Origin of the sequence: Serratia sp. SA088 (genome assembly GCF_049065515.1) — a bacterium.
Taxonomy (GTDB): Bacteria; Pseudomonadota; Gammaproteobacteria; order Enterobacterales; family Enterobacteriaceae; genus Serratia; species Serratia nematodiphila.
Genome location: NZ_JBAKGW010000005.1, coordinates 193,566 through 211,094, shown reverse-complemented (window position 1 = coordinate 211,094; position 17,529 = coordinate 193,566). Strand labels below are relative to the sequence as shown.

Here is a 17,529-nt window from a genome sequence, read left to right as displayed (position 1 = left end):
TTTACGCGTTGCAAATTCCTTCTCTCTGCGGAGCCATAACCGAAAATGAACAACCACGCCTGTTGATATCTGGTCCCACGCCGTGCGCTCTCGCGCCCTGTGGGGATGTTTTGATCTCATTCAGGAGTGCTTATGGCTCATTTAGCGCAGTCCCCTTATTTCGTTTTACATCAACTGACCTGCCAATTTGCTGACGGCGAAACGCTGTTCGGCCCGCTGGAACTCGTTTTTGATCGGTCGCGCTGCGGCCTGGTGGGGCGCAACGGCGTTGGCAAAACCCAACTGCTGCGCCTGATCGCCGGATTGGATCTGCCGGGCAATGGACACGTTGAATCTCATGCCGCAGTAGTTTACGTTGCGCAGCAGCCGGAGATCGCGCCGCACACTACGCTGGCCCAGCTGTTGGGCTACGGCGAGGTGTTCGCCGCGCTGGCGCGTCTCGAGCAGGGGCGGCCGTTGGCGGACGATATCGATCGTCTGGAAGGGCGCTGGGATCTCAACGATCGTCTGCAAAACGCCTTTGCCGCCGCCGGGTTGCCGGCCTTCGATCCGTTGCGATCCGCCAGTTCGCTGAGCGGCGGCGAGCGGATGCGCGCGTCGCTGTGCGGCGCCTTGCTCGGCGAGGCGGATTTTCTGCTGCTGGACGAACCGACCAACCACCTCGACAGCGCCGGCCGCGCCTGGCTGTATCAGCAGCTGGATCAGTGGCGGGGCGGGCTGTTGATCGCCAGCCATGACCGGCAGCTGCTGGGGCGCATGGAGCGCATCGTCGAACTGACGCCCGGCGCGCTGCGCAGCTACGGCGGCAACTATGAGGACTACCGGCGCCAGCGCGATACGGAGCAGCAGGCGGCGCGCGCCGATCTGGAGCATGCGCGCGAGGAGCGCCGCCGCACCCGCGCTCGCCAACAGAAAGAGCACGACATGAGCCAGCGGCGCTCGGCGCAAACGCTGCGCGTCGTCGATACGCTGAATATCGCCTCTTTCGAACGGGTGGCCTACAAGTCGGCGGCGAAGGAGAGCCTCGGCACGCTGCGCAAACAGCATCAGGATCGGCGCGACAGCCTCGATGCGGCGGTGCGTGAAGCCTATCAGCGGGTGGAGGAGGAACCGCCGGTGTTGCTGGCGTTGCCGGGCAGTGAAGTGAGCGCGAACAAGCAGGTGCTGGTGCTCGAGCGGCTGCAACTGCCGTTCGTCAGCGCGCCGCCGCTGGATTTGAGGATCGACGGCCCGATGCGCGTGGCGTTGACCGGCCCCAACGGCTGCGGAAAATCCACCTTGCTGAAGACCCTTCTCGGGCAGTTGGCGGCGCTTTCCGGCCATTGTCATTGCCCGCTGTCGACGGCCTACCTCGATCAAACCCTGTCGCAGCTCGATCCGGGCCTGTCGGTGATGGAACATCTGGGGCTACAGGATTCGCCGCTGGCGGAAGGGGCGTTGCGCACCCGGCTGGCGCAGCTGCAGCTTGGCGCGGATCGCATCGCGTTGTCGCTGGGCTCGCTGAGCGGCGGTGAACGCTTGAAGGCGGCGCTGGCCTGCGCGCTGTGGCGGCGACAACCGGCGCAGCTTCTGTTGCTCGACGAGCCGACCAACCACCTGGATCTGGCGTCGTCGCTGGCGATCGAAACCGCGCTGGCGGATTTCCCCGGCGCGATGCTGGTGGTGTCGCACGACGAAGACTTCCTGCAGGCGCTGAGGCCGACGCACCGCCTGAACAGGCAAGCGGACGGCTGGCGGCTTCAGGCCTGGTGAGGCAGGCGGGCGGCGATCTGACCTAGTGCGGGGCGTTGATGCACGCCAGCAGCTGGGTGAAGGCGGCGGCCATTTGCTCTTCCGGCACGCAGGCAAAGCCCATCAGCAGGCCGCGCCGGCGGTTGGGCTGCATATAGTAGCGCGACAGCGGCCGCACCAGCACCCCGCGCGCGCCGGCGGCGGCGGCGATCGCCACGTCGTCGGCCTCGTCCGGCAGGTTGAGGATCAGGTGCAAACCGGCGTTGCTGTTGAATTCGCTGAGCGCCTGCTTGCCGAGATGTTGTTCGATCAACCCGGTCAGGAAGGCGCGCCGCCGGGCATACAGCAACCGCATGCGGCGGATATGCGCCGTGTAGTGCCCCGCCTGAATAAACTCCGCCAGCGCGCTCTGGATCAGCAGGTGCCCGCCGCGGTACAGCTCGGCATGGGCGGTTTTCAGCGCCTGCACCAGCGGCGGCGGCAACACCACATAGCCGAGGCGCAGCGCCGGGTAGAGCGTTTTGCTGAAGGTGCCGATATAGATCACCGGCGCGTCGGCTTCCAGCCCTTGCAACGCCGGGATCGGCTGGCCGGAAAAGCGGAATTCACTGTCGTAGTCGTCCTCGACGATCCAACCGCCGGCGTTGCGCGCCAGCGCCAGCAGCCGTTGGCGGCGCGCCAGGCTCATCACCGAGCCGAGCGGATACTGGTGCGACGGGGTGACGAAGATCAGCCGCGGTGGGTTGGTCGGCTGCTCCGGCGGCACCAGCCCGGCCTCGTCTACCGCCAGCGGGCAGATGTTCAGCGCATTGATGCGCAGGATATTGCGGATCCCCCAATAGCCCGGCTCTTCGATCCAGGCGTCATCCCCCGGATTGCACAACATGCGCGTCACCAGATCGATCGCCTGATGGATGCCCTCGGTGATCAGGATCTGTTCCGGCGAGCAGCGTACCGAGCGCGCCACCCGCAAATACTCCACCAACGCATGCTGCAGCTCCGGGCTGCCGCCCTGATTGCTGTAGGTCAGCCGCTGCGGCGCCGGGCGGCGGCTGAGGCGCGCCTGGATCTTGCTGAACAGCTGATGAGGAAAGGCGTTGACGTCGGGCACGCCGGGAATGAATGCCCCCCATTGTTTGGGGCTGGCGCTGGCGTGGTGCAGCAGCGTGGCGCCGCGCTCCGACAGTTCGACGCGCCGCGGTTGCCCGCTGCCGTCCGCCGGGGCGCCGCCGGTGGACAGGCAGCTGTCCGGCACCGTGTCAGCGACGAAGGTGCCGCTGCCGGCGCGCGCCGACACGTAGCCTTCTGCCAACAGTTGTTCATAAACGGTTAACACGGTGTTGCGTGACAGGCTGAGCTCCTGCGCCAGGTCGCGCGAGGCGGGCAGGCGGCTGGAGGGCGGCAGACTGCCGTCGAGAATGCTGGTGCGGATCGCGTTGTAAAGCCGCTTGTGCAGTTTGTCATCAGGCTGTTCGCCGAGGCGCTGCAGCAACAGATCACCACTCAATGAGCGCAATTGGATCCCTCAATTATTCGTAACTGGCACTCGATTATAGGGCCACATCCTGTGTAAATAAACGGCATTGTTTCACGAATGTGAACGAAACGTGTAACTGGCACCGACCGGAGAGAACAGCATGAAAAACGCAGAATTGAACCAACGCCGTCAGGACGCCACCCCGCGCGGAGTGGGCGTGATGTGTGGTTTTTACGCCGAGCGCGCAGAGAACGCCACGCTGTGGGATGTGGAAGGCAAAGAAGTGATCGACTTTGCTTCGGGGATCGCCGTGCTGAACACCGGGCACCGTCACCCGAAAGTGATCGCCGCAATTGAAAAGCAGCTGCAGGCCTTCACTCACACCGCCTATCAGATCGTTCCTTACGAAAGCTATGTCTCTCTGGTGGAGCGCATCAACCAACGCGCGCCGATCGCCGGTCCGTGTAAAACCGCCTTCTTCACCACCGGCGCGGAAGCGGTGGAAAACGCGGTGAAGATCGCCCGCGCTTACACCGGCCGCCCGGGGTTGATCACCTTCGGCGGCGGTTTCCACGGCCGCACCTACATGACCATGGCGCTGACCGGCAAAGTGGCGCCTTACAAACTGGGCTTTGGCCCATTCCCCGGCTCGGTGTTCCACGGCCAGTACCCGAACGCGCTGTACGGCGTGACCACCGAAGACGCGATGAACAGCCTGGACCGCCTGTTTAAAGCGGATATCGATCCCAAGCAGGTGGCGGCGATCGTGCTGGAGCCGGTGCAGGGCGAGGGCGGCTTCAACGTGGCGCCGGCCGATTTCATGCAGGCGCTGCGCGCGCTGTGCGACCAGCACGGCATTCTGCTGATCGCCGACGAAGTGCAGACCGGCTTCGCCCGCACCGGCAAGCTGTTCGCCATGGAACACTACAGCGTTAAGCCCGATTTGATCACCATGGCGAAAAGCCTGGCGGGCGGCATGCCGCTGTCGGCGGTGGCGGGCCGCGCCGAGGTGATGGACGCGCCGGCGCCGGGTGGGCTGGGCGGCACCTACGCCGGTAACCCGCTGGCGGTGGCCGCCGCGCACGCGGTGCTGGACGTGATTGAAGAGGAGCAACTGTGCCAGCGCGCTCAGCGCTTGGGTCAGCACCTGGTGGAAGTGCTCCAGCAGGCGCGCAAAACCAGCCCGGCGATCGCCGATGTGCGCGCGCAGGGATCGATGGTGGCGGTGGAGTTCAACGATCCGGCTACCGGTAAACCTTCAGCCGATATCACCCGTCAGGTGCAGCAGAAGGCGATGGAGGAAGGGCTGCTGCTGCTGAGCTGCGGCGTGAACGGCAACGTGATCCGCTTCCTCTACCCGCTGACTATCCCGGACGATCAGTTCACCAAGGCGATGGGCATCCTGTCCCGCGCGCTGGCCCACTAAGGAGCGAACGGCATGAAATTGAACAATCCCGAGCTGTTGCGCAGCCAGTGTCTGATCAACGGCGAATGGTGCGACGCCCTGAGCGGCAAGCGCGAAGCGGTGATCAACCCGGCCACCGGCGCCGAACTGGCCAGCATTCCGCTGGTCAGCGAAGAGGAAACCCAACAGGCGATCGCGGCGGCGCAGCGGGCGCAAAACGACTGGAAACAGCTGACCGCCAAGCAGCGTTCCGCGCTGCTGTTGGCCTGGGCTGATAAGGTGCTGGCCGCGCAGGAAGATCTGGCGCAGCTGATGACCGCCGAGCAGGGCAAATCGCTGGCGGAAGCGCGCGGCGAAGTGACCTACGCCGCGTCGTTCATCACCTGGTTCGCCGAAGAGGCCAAGCGGGTGGACGGCGCGGTATTGCAGGCGCCGCAGGCTTCGCAGCGCCTGGTGGTGGTGAAGCAGCCGATCGGCGTGTGCGCGGCCATCACCCCGTGGAACTTCCCGGCGGCGATGATCACCCGCAAGGTGGCGCCGGCGCTGGCGGCCGGTTGCGCCATCATCGTCAAACCGGCCGAGCAAACGCCGCTGACCGCGCTGGCGCTGGCCAAGCTGGCGCAGGACGCCGGCATTCCCGCCGGCGTGTTGCAGGTGGTGACCGGCGAAGCGGCGCAGGTGGGCAAGGTGTTGTGCGACAGCTCGGTGGTGCGCAAGCTGAGCTTTACCGGCTCGACCGAGGTCGGCCGCATCCTGATGGCGCAGTGCGCGCCGAGCATCAAGAAACTGTCGCTGGAGCTGGGCGGCAATGCGCCGGTCATCGTGTTCGACGACGCCAATCTGGACGCGGCGGTGGCGGGCATCATGGCCTCCAAATTCCGCAACAGCGGCCAGACCTGCGTGTGCGCCAACCGCATCTACGTGCAGGATGGCATCTACGAGCGGCTGGCGGAGAAGCTGGTGGCGGCGGTCGAGCAGTTGAAAGTCGGCGACGGCAGCCAGGAAGGCACCACTCAGGGGCCGCTGATCGACAGCGATGCGGTGGCGAAGGTGCAGAGCCACATCGACGACGCGCTGATCAAAGGGGCGCAGATCGCCACCGGCGGCCAGCCGCACGCGCTGGGCGGCACCTTCTTCCAGCCGACGGTGGTGACCGGCGTGACGCAGAAGATGCGCTTCGCCAAAGAAGAGACCTTCGGGCCGGTGGCGCCGCTGTTCCGTTTCCATGACGAGGCGGAAGCCATCGCCATGGCCAACGACACCGAATTCGGTCTGGCCGCCTATCTGTTCACGCAGAACGCCGCGCGCCAGTGGCGGGTGCCGGAAGCGCTGGAGTACGGCATGGTCGGCATCAACACCGGGCTGATTTCCAACGAAGTGGCGCCGTTCGGCGGCGTGAAACAGTCAGGGCTCGGGCGTGAAGGATCGCGCTACGGGATAGAAGAATATCTGGAGCTGAAATACCTGTGTATCGATGTAAGCCGTTGAGCGTCAGGACGTTAACCCATCCCGGCGGCCAGCGTCGCCGGGCGATAAAGGATGATGCATGTCTGATAATATCTCTGTTTCTCCGGCGCTTGCCGCCGGGGTGCGAGCACCTGCACCCGCCAAATCGTTAAGTTTCCTCGAAGGGGTGGCGATGATCGTCGGCACCAACATCGGCGCCGGCGTGCTCTCCATCGCCTACGCCTCCAGCAAGGCCGGCTTTCTGCCGCTGCTGTTTTGGCTGGTGCTGGTGGGGAGCCTGACCACCATCACCATGCTGTACGTTGCCGAATCTACGCTGCGCACCCGCGCGCATCTGCAGCTGAGCGGACTGGCGAAGCGCTACGTCGGCGGCCTGGGCGCCTGGCTGATGTTCGCTTCGGTGTGCGTCAACAGCGTCGGGGCGCTTACCGCCTACATGACCGGCAGCGGCAAGCTGCTGCAATCGCTGTTCGGCATCTCGCCGGCGCTGGGCAGCCTGCTGTTTTTCGTGCCCGCCGCCGGCGTGCTCTATCTCGGTTTGAAAGCGATCGGCCGCGGCGAGAAGTTCATCAGCATCGGCATGGTGGTGATGTTGACCGCGCTGGTGGCGGCGACGCTGCTGAAAGACACCACCCAGATACGCAACCTGCTGGACGGCGACTGGCGCTATATGGTGCCGGTATTCAACGTGGTGGTGTTCTGCTTCTCGGCGCAGTACATCGTGCCGGAGATGGCGCGCGGCTTTGCCGACAAGCCCGAGCAACTGCCGAAGGCGATCATCGTCGGCATGGTCGTGACCTTCATTTTGCTGGCGGCGGTGCCGATGTCGGTGATCGCGCTCAGCGGGCTGGATGACATCTCCGATGTGGCCACCATTTCCTGGGGCCAGGCGCTGGGGCAGTGGGCGTTCTTCTCCGCCAACATCTTCGCGCTGTGCGCGATGCTGACCTCGTACTGGGGATTGGGCGGCAGCTTCCTGACCAATATCTTCGACAAGTTCCGGCTGGGCAACGACGAGCTGCCGCTGCGCCGCTTCGGTGTGCTGCTGCTGGTGGTGGTGCCGCCGTTCGCGCTGGCCTACAGCGGGCTGGTGTCGTTCGTCAACGCGCTCTACTTCGCCGGGGTGTTCAGCGGGGTGATCCTGTCGATCATGCCGATGCTGATCCTGCGCGGCGCCCGCAAACACGGCGATCAGATCCCACGCTGGCAGTGCAACTGGATCACGCACCCGCTGCTGCAGATCAGCATTGTGTTGCTGTACCTGGCCAGCGCGGTGTACGCCATCGCTTCATTGTTAGGCTATCTGCCCTCTGGATGGTGATTTGCCTTCCCTCAAGCAGTGATGTTGTTTCTCGGCATTGAGAACGGCGGCGTCGTGGCCGCCGATTTTTTCCTCAGGCGCGTCGTTTTTCCGACAGCGCCAGCCAGGCCTGCACCGACGGGCGCTGCCACTGCTTGTGCGCATAGTGGCGCACGCGCTCCGGCACCGGATCGCCGTGCATTACCAGCCGGTTGAGCATCAGCGCCAGATCGGTGTCGGCGATGCACCACTCCCTGAACAAATTATCCTGCCCGTGGCTCAACAGCTTTTCCACGGCGGCGATCAGCTTGCGCGCGGCCTCCTGCGCGGCTTCGGACAGCGGCGGGAACTTGCCGTTGTTGAACACCACTTCGGTCGAGCGCTCGGCGCGGATCGGCAGCAGATCGCTGCGCAACCAGGCCTGGATCTCGCGCGCCTTGGCGCGCAGCTTCACGTCGCGCGGGTACACGGCGTGGGCCGGGTGGATGTCTTCCAGGTATTCGGCGATCGCCGAAGACTCCGAGAGCTGGAACTCGCCGATCGCCAACGTCGGCACCCGGCGGGTGAGCGACAGCGCCGCGTAGGCTGCCTCTTTGTTCTCTTCTTTCGCCAGATCCACCGGCTTCACGGTGAACGGAATGCCTTTTTCCGTCAGCACGACAAAGGCGGACATGGCGTACGGGCTGAAAAATTCACTGTCGGTATAAAGCTCGGTGATCGGTTGAGACATCGGCGGTTCCTCGGGGTTAAGGGGGGAACATTCATCATTGTCGAGGGGAGGCTAAAAATCAATCTGTTAGCCTAAAAGTTCTTGGGCGGCGCGGTTTACGGCGCCGTGAGCTCCTTCAGGATGATGTGATATATTTGTTGCCAACACGTGAATTGAGCCGTATTGGGTAACATGAAGACGCAGTGGATAGAACGAGTGAAAGTGGGATGCGCGCGCCTGTGGCCGCACCCGCTGGCGGTGGGCAAACGAGAGATGCTGATTTCCAGCGTTGGTGCCGGTTTGGGGCTGATGCTCGCCGGCTGGATCAGCCACTTTATTTTGGGCGAGGTAAACCTGTGGTTTATCGCGCCGATGGGCGCTTCGGCGGTGCTGCTGTTCGGCGTGCCCAACAGCCCGCTGGCGCAGCCCTGGTCGATCGTTGGCGGCAATGCGCTGGCGGCGACGGTGGGCGTGAGCGCCGGTCTGCTGATCCCCGATCCGGGCCTGGCCTGCGGCGCTGCGGCGGCGGTGGCCATCGGCCTGATGTTCAAGCTGCGCTGCCTGCATCCACCCGGCGGCGCGGTGGCGCTGACCGCCATCCTCGGCGGCCCCGGCATTCATCAGATGGGCTACCACTTCGTGTTGTACCCGGTGCTGCTGAACTCGGTGCTGCTGGCGGCGCTGGCCATTCTGTTCAATAACCTGGCCGGGCGGCGCTACCCGCACGCGCTGGCGCCGGCGGAGGCCAAGCCGGCCAATCTGCCGATCGATGCCGTTTCCATCACCCGCGCCGATCTGCACGAGGCGCTGATGGAGGGGGATCTGTTCGATATCGATGAGGACGATCTGCAGGAGATCCTGCTGCGCGCCGAGCAGCTGGCGCATCAGCGGCAAAGCAAGGCCGCCTGATCAGCCCAGCGTTTTACGGTAAAACACCACCCGTTCCGTTTCGGCAAAGCCCAGCGCCGCATGCAGGCGCTGGGAGTCCAGATTGGCGATGTCGGTATCCGACGCCAGCTCGCTGCAGCCTTGCTGCTTGGCCCATTCCTGCACCTGTGCGATCAATCGCGCGGCCCAGCCCTGGCGGCGGGCGTGTTCGACGGTATAGATCCCTTCCAGAAACGCCACCGGCGACGACTCGCAGCCGTTGACGTAATCGTGGCGCAGCGCGACCTCGGCAAAGCCAACGAAAACGCCGTCCAGCCCCCGCGCCATAAACGCGGTGTGGTGCGGCGAAGCCAATATTTCGCGCATCTCCGCGCGGTGCTCTTCCAACGGACAAGTGGGCCACAGCGCCGAGCGCAGCGCCAGCCAGGCGTCGAGGTTGTCGTGGTCGCAGTTGACGATCATGCGGGATCCTTATGGGGCGAAATAAATCAGGAATGCCGAAATGGCAGTGTGGCACGGTGGTGGGAAACAAAAAAGCCATTATGCCGAGGGGCGCCCTTCATTAGGATGAAAGGGGTGTTGATATTTTAAGCGAAGTTAGTATAGGGTACGGCCAGGGCGCTGATAAGGGATTGTTATGGATGCGAAAGCCGTAGCTCAAGGAATTCTTGAGGGAATAGAGTCTTTACCAAGGGGCATTGTCTATAGTGCTCGTAGGACATGGCAGGGAGCAGGGCTCGGCGGTCGAGAGCTTAAGCGCCGCAATGAAATCGAAACGGAACGGTTCATCAAGGTCGTTCGTGCCGGCTATGGTATCGAAGCCCCGCTACGTGAGCTGATAGCGGTGATTATCCGTGACTGCTATCAGCGGATGGATCTGCAAACACAAACCGCGCTAAGCCAAAAATTAAACCATGTAGAGGGTTATCTTACAGGACGTATGGGGACGCAGTTCATTCTGGTTCAGCAAATCACACACCATATTTTGAAAAAGGTTATCGGCAGCACACTTTTCAAATGGGTATTCAAAGGTGTCACCATTGCTGGGCTAAACATCATTCTTTTACAAGGAATTATTGAACAGGCCGCCGTTTCTTCGCGTCGTTTGCGGGAACAATATCCCTCAACGTACCATAAGCTCACGCCACGAAATTTGGACATGATCTACTTTCTGGCGGAGGAGTATCTTGAACCCTTTGTTGCCTATACCAGCAAATCGAAAATGTTCTGTGAAGGTGTGAATCATGAGCTATCTAAAGTCTTGGGGCAGTAAGCTCGGTAAAGGATTGTCGCACCTTGTGGAAGCGATTTTGGGCGGGATATTTTCTGTCGCTGCGTTTGGCTCACTGTTCTGGTTCGACGAATGGTGGCAACGAATTCTGAGCGCGGCAATATTCCTGTTGCTGGTGTTTGTCACTATTGCTTTGTGTAGCCTTGTGAGAGGCGAGCGATAGCGGATAGATCAATCAAAAGCCAGCGGTTGGATTTTAACTAATGGTTAAGTGATGATGACTTCCTATCGTTAAGTAATAAAATCAATGAACTGGCTAAAATCCTTTCTTGTGAAGTTCGTTAAATTTGTTGGCCGACAAACTGCTGACTTGGCTGAGTCCATAGTCATTGGCCTGTTCTCTATAGCGGCATTTGTTGCCTTGTTCTGGTTTGATGAGTGGTGGAAATCTATCGCTGCGGCTGTCGCGATCTTCTTTGCCGGCTTCCTGGTAAGTCTGTCTATAGGCTGGTTAAGAGGGGAAAGATAGCTGAGAGTGTTGGCATACTGCCGCCATTTTGCCGCCACTGTGAGCAAGAAATAAAAAAGCCACTTCGAGAAAAGTGGCTTTTTTATATGATTTTAAAGCTAAAATTTGGTGGCCCCTGTTGGGTTTGAACCAACGACCAAGCGATTATGAGTCGCCTGCTCTAACCACTGAGCTAAGGGGCCAAGCCGCGAGATTATAGGGAATCCTTAAGCATCGGTCTACTGTTACCCGCCCGTATGTTGCTTTTCTGCGCAGTTCTAGCCTGTTGTAATTGCTGGCGGATTTTGCGATAACCGCAGTAAATCCCTGCAATGGACTCACGATACTCATGGAACTTCTGGCGCCCAACCTGCGGGTGGTGTTTTGCGGCATCAATCCCGGCCTTTCTTCCGCCCATCAGGGCTATCCTTTCGCCAACGGCAGCAACCGCTTCTGGAAGGTGATCCATCAGGCCGGCTTTACCGCGAGCCAGCTGGCGCCGGAGCAGTGGCAGCAGCTGAAGGACAACGGCTGCGGCATTACCGCGCTGGTGGCGCGCCCGACGGTGGCGGCCAGCGAGCTGTCGCGCGACGAGTTGCGCAGCGGCGGTGAGGCGCTGCAAGAGAAAATCCTGCGCTATCAGCCGCGCGCGCTGGCGATCTTGGGCAAGCAGGCGTTCACCACCGCCTTCGGGGTGAAAAACGCGCCCTGGGGCAAGCAGACGATGATGCTGGGAAAAACCGAGGTCTGGGTATTGCCCAACCCCAGCGGATTGAATCGCGCCACGCTGGAGCAGCTGACCGCCAGCTATCGCGAGCTGTTCCTGGCGCTGCAATGAGATAAGGGGAGTGTGCGATGACATCGATGATGAAAGGTTGTTTGATGGCGCTGTTATTGGTGACCGGCGCCGCACAGGCGGGGCATTCGCCGCAGGAAGCGCGCAACAAGCAGAACGTGCTGGAGTTTTATCGGCAGGGGCTGAACAACAAGGATTTTGCGGCGGCGCGGCCGTTTTTGGGCGAACAGTACAAACAGCATAACCCCAACGCCAAAGACGGCGTGGCGGGTTTTCGTCAATTTGTCGAGCTGCTGAAAACGCGTTACCCCAACTCGCACAGCGAGATTAAACAGGCGTTCGTCGACGGCGACTACGTGATCCTGCATGTGGAGGTCAGCGGGCGCGAGGCCGGCAAGACCGCGGCGATCGTCGATATCTTCCGTCTGGACAGCGCCGGAAAGATCGTTGAACACTGGGACGTGACGCAGCCGGTGCCGGAGAAGACCGCCAGCGGCAACAGCATGTTCTGATGCATAAAAAAACCCCGGCAGGCCGGGGTTTTTGTTTTAGGTGCGGTAGCCGGACTTAGTCGTCCAGGAAGCTGCGCAGCACTTCGGAGCGGCTTGGGTGACGCAGCTTGCGCAGCGCCTTGGCTTCGATCTGACGAATACGCTCACGGGTAACGTCAAACTGCTTGCCAACCTCTTCCAGCGTGTGGTCGGTGTTCATGTCGATGCCGAAACGCATGCGCAGCACTTTCGCTTCGCGCGCGGTCAGGCCGGCCAGCACGTCGTGAGTGGCGGAACGCAGGCTTTCCGAGGTCGCGGAATCCAGCGGCAGTTCGAGGGTGGTATCCTCGATGAAGTCGCCCAGATGCGAATCTTCGTCGTCGCCGATCGGCGTTTCCATCGAGATTGGCTCTTTGGCGATCTTCAGCACCTTGCGGATCTTGTCTTCCGGCATCAGCATGCGCTCGGCCAGCTCTTCCGGCGTCGGCTCGCGGCCCATCTCTTGCAGCATCTGGCGCGAAATACGGTTGAGCTTGTTGATGGTCTCAATCATATGCACCGGAATACGGATGGTGCGCGCCTGGTCGGCGATGGAGCGGGTGATAGCCTGACGGATCCACCAGGTGGCGTACGTCGAGAACTTGTAGCCGCGGCGGTATTCGAACTTGTCTACCGCTTTCATCAGGCCAATGTTGCCTTCCTGGATCAGATCCAGGAACTGCAGGCCGCGGTTGGTGTATTTCTTGGCGATAGAAATAACCAGACGCAGGTTGGCCTCAACCATCTCTTTCTTCGCGCGGCGAGCTTTCGCTTCACCGATCGACATGCGACGGTTGATGTCTTTGACCTGCTCGATGGTCAGACCGGTTTCTTCTTCGATCTGACGCAGTTTCTGCAGGCTGCGCTGCACGTCTTCAGCAACGTCTTTCAGCTTTTCCGACCATGGCTTGGCCATCGCCAGCGCCGCTTCAAACCAGGAATCGCTGGTTTCGTTGCCGGCGAACAGGGTGACGAAGTTTTTCTTCGGCATTTTGCACTGTTCAACGCACAGCTTCATGATGATGCGTTCCTGGGTGCGAACGCGGTCCATCATGGTGCGCATGCTGTTGACCAGGAAGTCGAACTGTTTCGGCACCAGGCGGAACTGCTTGAACACTTCAGACAGCTTCAGGATCTCGTCCGCGGCGCTGGCGTGGCTGCGGCCGTTTTTCTTGATCACCAGGCGGGTCGCTTCATACTGATCGCGCAACTCGGCGAACTTCTGACGCGCGAGCTCAGGATCGATGCTGTTGTCGTCTTCGGTGTCGTCGTCTTCGTCGTCTTCATCTTCTTCGTCGTCGTCTTGCTCTTCGCTCGACAGTTCAGAACCGATGTGAGTGGCGGTTGGGGCGATGTCCTCTTCCGCGTTAGGATCGACGAAGCCGGTGATCAGATCGGACAGGCGCGCTTCACCCGCTTCGACGCGATCGTACTGCTCAAGCAGGTAGGTGATGGCTTCCGGGTATTCGGCAACCGAGCACTGTACCTGGTTGATGCCGTCTTCGATGCGCTTGGCGATGTCGATTTCGCCTTCGCGCGTCAGCAGTTCGACGGTACCCATTTCGCGCATGTACATGCGCACCGGGTCGGTGGTGCGGCCGATTTCGGATTCCACGCTGGACAGAACCTGTGCGGCGGCTTCTTCCGCATCTTCGTCCGTGCTGTTCGAGTTTTCGGCGAGCAGCAGGTCATCGGCGTCCGGTGCTTCTTCCATCACCTGGATGCCCATGTCGTTAATCATCTGGATGATGTCTTCGATCTGATCGGAGTCGACGATATCTTCCGGCAGATGGTCATTGACCTCAGCATAGGTCAGATAGCCTTGCTCCTTACCACGGGTGACAAGTAGCTTCAGCTGTGACTGCGGGTTTTGCTCCATAAGACGGTATCCACACTTCAGAGTATTTAGGTTGGTGTCGGTCGGCGAAACCGCCAACAATAGCATTTGGGGCGTTTTCGTTATCGCCGCGGCCCACTATGGCGGCACTGTGCAGGGCTCTGCCCTCGCAATTATCGGCACTTAAGCCGTTTGGTATTCAGTTTTTCTTCGCTAAAACCTGGTTGAGAGAACGGACTTCTTCACGTTCCTCCGCGCTCAGACCGCGCGTTCTGGCCTGGGCGATCAGCGTTTCCAGCCGTTGCTCGAGCACCGAGTCGTACAGGCTGGCCAATGTATCCAAAAAGGTCTGCTCGACCATGTCCTCAACGATCATATGGTTCCAGGTCGCCAAGGTTTCAAGCTGCTGGCTGAATTTGTTGTCGCGATACAGCTCCAGCAATTGCCCGGTCGTCAGGCCCGGCTGCGCCAAACAGGTCTGCACCAGTTCGACGAACAGCGGCAATCCCGCCTGTTTGGTCTGCTCCAACCCTTCCAGCGAAGGGATAAGTGTAGCCAACTGCGGATTTTGCACCAGTAACCCTATCAGTATACGCATGGTTGTGCGTTTTAGCTGGGGCGCCTGATAAGGATTCGCATTTTCAGCCTGCTTGGGCATCAGCTTGTCGAGCTGGCTGTCGTCCAGCAGCCCCAGCTTGTTGCCGAGCTCCTGGCGCAGGTACAAGCGCAACGTTTCGCCCGGCACCTGAGTAATCAGCGGCAGCGCCAGCGTGCTCAGCTTGGCGCGCCCGTCCGGGCTGCTTAAATCCACCTGCGGCAGCAGGCTTTCGAACAGGAACGTGGACAGCGGCTGCGCCTGCTCCATTCGCTGCTCGAAGGCTTCTTTGCCTTCCTTGCGCACCAGCGTGTCCGGATCTTCGCCGTCGGGCAAAAACATGAACCGCAGCTGGCGCCCGTCATTCAGGTACGGCAGCGCGGTTTCCAGCGCCCGCCAGGCCGCTTCGCGGCCGGCGCGGTCGCCGTCGTAACAGCAGACGACGTTGTCGGTGGCGCGGAACAACAGCTGAATGTGTTCAGCCGTCGTCGAGGTGCCGAGCGAGGCGACGGCATAGTCGATGCCGAATTGCGCCAACGCCACCACGTCCATATACCCCTCCACCACCAGCAGCCGCTGCAGGGTAGGGTGGTTCTGCTGTGCTTCATACAGGCCGTACAGCTGGCGGCCCTTATGGAAAACTTCGGTTTCCGGCGAGTTCAGGTACTTCGGCATACCGTCGCCCAATACGCGGCCGCCGAAGGCGATCACGCGCCCGCGCTTGTCGCGGATGGGGAACATCACCCGTTCGCGGAAACGGTCGTACGAACGCCCCTGATCGTTAGTCACCAGCATGCCGGCATCGTTCAATGCGCGGCGCGAGTCGGCGTCGCGGCCGAAACGCTTCAGGGCGTTGTCCCATCCCGCCGGCGCGAAGCCGATGGCGAAATGGCGAATAACGTCGTCACTTAACCCGCGCTGCTGCAAATAGTTGCGCGCCGGCGCCCCGGAGGACTGCTGCAGTGACTGTTGATAGAACGCGCTGAGCTGTTCCATCAGTTGGTACAGGCTCTGGCGCTGATGGCGTTCGATCTGGGTTGGCCCGGTGCCCGCTTCGTAAGGCACTTCCAGCCCGTGCATGGTCGCCAGTTCTTCGATGGTTTCGACAAACTCGAGTCGGTCGTAATTCATCAAAAAGTCGACGGCGTTGCCGTGCGCACCACACCCAAAACAGTGATAAAACTGCTTTTCGCCATTAACGGTAAAGGAAGGCGTCTTTTCGTGGTGGAACGGACAGCACGCGTGATAGTTCTTGCCTTGCTTCTTGAGCTTCACGCGGGCGTCGATCAAATCGACGATGTCGGTGCGAGCCAGCAAGTCATTGATAAATACGCGCGGAATTCGTCCAGCCATAAGCCCTTACTTCATTAGCCTATAAACGAGAACAAGCCGCGCATTCCTTTCGGAAAGCACGGCCTTCGTATGCAACTACTCGGTCTGCGCGATTTTGAAAATCAGAAATTCACGCGGTGGGGTTGCCCCCGAAGAATTAATACAGACGAGTGCGGCGTGCGTTTTCGCGAGCCAGTTTCTTCGCGTGACGTTTCACAGCAGAAGCTTTAGCGCGTTTACGTTCGGTAGTTGGTTTTTCATAAAACTCACGACGACGAACTTCAGCTAAAACACCTGCTTTTTCGCAAGAGCGTTTGAAACGACGCAGAGCAACGTCAAATGGCTCGTTTTCACGTACTTTAATTACCGGCATGTGCCTCTCACCTCAATAAAATTCGGTTTGCTGCTGGCCAAGCGCCAGCCTTTTCAAAATGGTGCGGAATTTTACTCCAATGGATGCTGCTTTGTAAAGCATCACAGCAAATTGAAACCCGCGTCGCTCTGCCGCAACGTGCGCAATTTTGCACCGGGCGCTGATTATAGACTAATCAGAAAAAAATGCTCGTGTTTAATCGCTCAGGCATTTTCTGGATGAATCATCGACATAGGCGCAAGCCGGTGACAAGATGCGCCGCACCGGCGGTAAATGCGGCGGAATGTGGTAGACTGGCGGCCGCACGTGAATGATGGGAAATGTAATGCGAGTACTGGGTATAGAAACGTCCTGCGATGAAACCGGAATTGCAGTGTATGACGATCAAACCGGTTTGTTGGCCAACCAATTATACAGCCAGGTGAAGCTGCACGCCGACTACGGCGGCGTAGTGCCGGAACTGGCCTCCCGCGATCACGTGCGCAAAACCGTGCCGCTGATTCAGGCGGCGCTGAAAGAGGCCAACCTGACCCCGGCCGATATCGACGGCGTGGCTTACACCGCCGGGCCGGGCCTGGTGGGGGCGCTGCTGGTCGGCGCAACCGTGGGGCGCGCGCTGGCGTTCGCCTGGAACGTGCCGGCAGTGCCGGTGCACCATATGGAAGGCCACCTGCTGGCGCCGATGCTGGAAGACAACCCGCCGGCGTTTCCGTTCGTCGCGCTGTTGGTCTCCGGCGGCCACACCCAGCTTATCAGCGTCACCGGCATCGGTGAGTATGAGTTGCTGGGCGAGTCGATCGACGACGCGGCCGGCGAAGCGTTCGACAAAACCGCCAAGCTGCTCGGCCTGGATTATCCTGGCGGGCCGATGCTGTCGAAGATGGCGCAGCAGGGCACGGCGGGGCGTTTCACCTTCCCGCGGCCGATGACCGATCGTCCGGGGCTGGACTTCAGTTTCTCCGGGCTGAAAACCTTTGCCGCCAACACCATTCGCTCCAACGGCAACGACGATCAGACGCGTGCCGACATCGCCCGCGCCTTCGAGGATGCGGTGGTGGATACGCTGGCGATCAAATGCAAACGCGCGCTGGAGCAGACCGGCTTCAAACGCCTGGTGATGGCCGGCGGCGTGAGCGCCAACCGCACGCTGCGCGCCAAACTGGCGGAGATGATGCAGAAACGCGGCGGGGAGGTGTTCTATGCCCGCCCGGAATTTTGCACCGACAACGGCGCGATGATCGCCTATGCCGGCATGGTGCGCCTGAAGAGCGGTGCCAACCCGGAGCTGAGCGTTTCCGTGCGGCCGCGCTGGCCGCTGGCGGAACTGCCTGCGGTATAAAGCAAAGGGCC

15 protein-coding genes and 1 tRNA gene are annotated in these 17,529 nt (G+C 60.9%); 9 read left to right on the top strand and 7 right to left on the bottom strand.

Going from position 1 to position 17,529, the window contains the following annotated elements:
- Nucleotides 1–132 precede the first annotated feature (132 nt).
- Entirely contained in the window at nucleotides 133–1,752 is a 1,620-nt protein-coding gene (locus tag ACOWVD_RS14815; protein ID WP_421105642.1) for an ABC-F family ATP-binding cassette domain-containing protein, read from the top strand.
- Nucleotides 1,753–1,774: 22 nt separating this feature from the next.
- Here ACOWVD_RS14815 and ACOWVD_RS14810 read toward each other — a convergent pair whose 3' ends face one another.
- Nucleotides 1,775–3,247, bottom strand: a complete 1,473-nt coding sequence (locus ACOWVD_RS14810) for a PLP-dependent aminotransferase family protein (protein WP_197798902.1) — start codon at nucleotides 3,245–3,247, stop codon at nucleotides 1,775–1,777.
- A gap of 121 nt (nucleotides 3,248–3,368) precedes the next feature.
- On the opposite strand from ACOWVD_RS14810, the gene ACOWVD_RS14805 reads away from it, so the two are divergent.
- From ACOWVD_RS14805 to ACOWVD_RS14795, 3 genes are read left to right on the top strand one after another with little or no spacing between them, the layout of a single operon-like run.
- Complete coding sequence (locus tag ACOWVD_RS14805; protein ID WP_421105641.1) at nucleotides 3,369–4,634, top strand: 4-aminobutyrate--2-oxoglutarate transaminase; 1,266 nt, start codon at nucleotides 3,369–3,371, stop codon at nucleotides 4,632–4,634.
- A 12-nt stretch (nucleotides 4,635–4,646) separates the two neighbouring features.
- Nucleotides 4,647–6,101, top strand: coding sequence for an NAD-dependent succinate-semialdehyde dehydrogenase (locus ACOWVD_RS14800; RefSeq protein ID WP_049241489.1), 1,455 nt, complete (start codon nucleotides 4,647–4,649; stop codon nucleotides 6,099–6,101).
- 58 nt (nucleotides 6,102–6,159) lie between these two features.
- Nucleotides 6,160–7,401, top strand: a complete 1,242-nt coding sequence (locus tag ACOWVD_RS14795) for an aromatic amino acid transport family protein (RefSeq protein ID WP_049241491.1) — start codon at nucleotides 6,160–6,162, stop codon at nucleotides 7,399–7,401.
- 73 nt (nucleotides 7,402–7,474) lie between these two features.
- Here the strand turns inward: ACOWVD_RS14795 and yfcF are convergent, their stop codons facing one another.
- On the bottom strand, nucleotides 7,475–8,110 hold the full coding sequence (yfcF, locus tag ACOWVD_RS14790; protein WP_004937171.1) for a glutathione transferase: 636 nt from the start codon (nucleotides 8,108–8,110) through the stop codon (nucleotides 7,475–7,477).
- Nucleotides 8,111–8,281: 171 nt separating this feature from the next.
- Here yfcF and ACOWVD_RS14785 point away from each other — a divergent pair, with 171 nt between their 5' ends.
- Nucleotides 8,282–8,998 (top strand): HPP family protein, encoded by a 717-nt coding sequence (locus ACOWVD_RS14785; protein WP_049241493.1) that lies wholly within the window; start codon nucleotides 8,282–8,284, stop codon nucleotides 8,996–8,998.
- Here the strand turns inward: ACOWVD_RS14785 and aac(6') are convergent, their stop codons facing one another.
- Nucleotides 8,999–9,439, bottom strand: a complete 441-nt coding sequence (gene aac(6'), locus ACOWVD_RS14780; RefSeq protein ID WP_049241494.1) for an aminoglycoside 6'-N-acetyltransferase — start codon at nucleotides 9,437–9,439, stop codon at nucleotides 8,999–9,001.
- Between the two features lie 175 nt (nucleotides 9,440–9,614).
- On the opposite strand from aac(6'), the gene ACOWVD_RS14775 reads away from it, so the two are divergent.
- A complete protein-coding gene (locus ACOWVD_RS14775; RefSeq protein WP_049241496.1) occupies nucleotides 9,615–10,250 on the top strand; it encodes a hypothetical protein in 636 nt (211 codons plus the stop codon).
- Nucleotides 10,251–10,843: 593 nt separating this feature from the next.
- On the opposite strand, the gene ACOWVD_RS14770 is transcribed toward ACOWVD_RS14775, so the two are convergent.
- A tRNA-Ile gene (locus ACOWVD_RS14770) sits at nucleotides 10,844–10,919 on the bottom strand.
- A 146-nt stretch (nucleotides 10,920–11,065) separates the two neighbouring features.
- Between ACOWVD_RS14770 and mug the strand changes: the two genes are divergently transcribed.
- Both mug and ACOWVD_RS14760 read left to right on the top strand, forming a co-directional pair.
- Nucleotides 11,066–11,554, top strand: a complete 489-nt coding sequence (mug, locus tag ACOWVD_RS14765; RefSeq protein ID WP_053091216.1) for a G/U mismatch-specific DNA glycosylase — start codon at nucleotides 11,066–11,068, stop codon at nucleotides 11,552–11,554.
- Between the two features lie 17 nt (nucleotides 11,555–11,571).
- Nucleotides 11,572–12,024: a nuclear transport factor 2 family protein gene (locus tag ACOWVD_RS14760; RefSeq protein WP_164095347.1), complete on the top strand. Its 453-nt coding sequence runs from the start codon at nucleotides 11,572–11,574 to the stop codon at nucleotides 12,022–12,024.
- Nucleotides 12,025–12,079: 55 nt separating this feature from the next.
- Here the strand turns inward: ACOWVD_RS14760 and rpoD are convergent, their stop codons facing one another.
- The 3 genes from rpoD to rpsU form a co-directional block, all read right to left on the bottom strand.
- Nucleotides 12,080–13,921, bottom strand: coding sequence for an RNA polymerase sigma factor RpoD (gene rpoD, locus ACOWVD_RS14755; protein WP_004937194.1), 1,842 nt, complete (start codon nucleotides 13,919–13,921; stop codon nucleotides 12,080–12,082).
- Between the two features lie 157 nt (nucleotides 13,922–14,078).
- Entirely contained in the window at nucleotides 14,079–15,827 is a 1,749-nt protein-coding gene (gene dnaG / locus ACOWVD_RS14750) for a DNA primase (RefSeq protein ID WP_015379098.1), read from the bottom strand.
- Nucleotides 15,828–15,963: 136 nt separating this feature from the next.
- Nucleotides 15,964–16,179, bottom strand: a complete 216-nt coding sequence (gene rpsU, locus ACOWVD_RS14745) for a 30S ribosomal protein S21 (protein WP_001144069.1) — start codon at nucleotides 16,177–16,179, stop codon at nucleotides 15,964–15,966.
- A 325-nt stretch (nucleotides 16,180–16,504) separates the two neighbouring features.
- On the opposite strand from rpsU, the gene tsaD reads away from it, so the two are divergent.
- The gene (tsaD, locus tag ACOWVD_RS14740) at nucleotides 16,505–17,518 is read left to right on the top strand and encodes a tRNA (adenosine(37)-N6)-threonylcarbamoyltransferase complex transferase subunit TsaD (protein ID WP_004937199.1); all 1,014 of its coding nucleotides are present in this window, start codon (nucleotides 16,505–16,507) and stop codon (nucleotides 17,516–17,518) included.
- Nucleotides 17,519–17,529 lie beyond the last annotated feature (11 nt).

Bases quoted from the DNA above. Each gene is read 5' to 3' on its own strand.
- yfcF (WP_004937171.1), bottom strand. From the start codon at position 8,110: ATGTCTCAACCGATCACCGAGCTTTATACCGACAGTGAATTTTTCAGC.
- dnaG (WP_015379098.1), bottom strand. From the start codon at position 15,827: ATGGCTGGACGAATTCCGCGCGTATTTATCAATGACTTGCTGGCTCGC.
- ACOWVD_RS14775 (WP_049241496.1), top strand. From the start codon at position 9,615: ATGGATGCGAAAGCCGTAGCTCAAGGAATTCTTGAGGGAATAGAGTCT.
- ACOWVD_RS14815 (WP_421105642.1), top strand. From the start codon at position 133: ATGGCTCATTTAGCGCAGTCCCCTTATTTCGTTTTACATCAACTGACC.
- ACOWVD_RS14785 (WP_049241493.1), top strand. From the start codon at position 8,282: ATGAAGACGCAGTGGATAGAACGAGTGAAAGTGGGATGCGCGCGCCTG.
- tsaD (WP_004937199.1), top strand. From the start codon at position 16,505: ATGCGAGTACTGGGTATAGAAACGTCCTGCGATGAAACCGGAATTGCA.
- ACOWVD_RS14760 (WP_164095347.1), top strand. From the start codon at position 11,572: ATGACATCGATGATGAAAGGTTGTTTGATGGCGCTGTTATTGGTGACC.
- rpoD (WP_004937194.1), bottom strand. From the start codon at position 13,921: ATGGAGCAAAACCCGCAGTCACAGCTGAAGCTACTTGTCACCCGTGGT.
- ACOWVD_RS14805 (WP_421105641.1), top strand. From the start codon at position 3,369: ATGAAAAACGCAGAATTGAACCAACGCCGTCAGGACGCCACCCCGCGC.
- ACOWVD_RS14800 (WP_049241489.1), top strand. From the start codon at position 4,647: ATGAAATTGAACAATCCCGAGCTGTTGCGCAGCCAGTGTCTGATCAAC.
- rpsU (WP_001144069.1), bottom strand. From the start codon at position 16,179: ATGCCGGTAATTAAAGTACGTGAAAACGAGCCATTTGACGTTGCTCTG.
- mug (WP_053091216.1), top strand. From the start codon at position 11,066: ATGGAACTTCTGGCGCCCAACCTGCGGGTGGTGTTTTGCGGCATCAAT.
- ACOWVD_RS14795 (WP_049241491.1), top strand. From the start codon at position 6,160: ATGTCTGATAATATCTCTGTTTCTCCGGCGCTTGCCGCCGGGGTGCGA.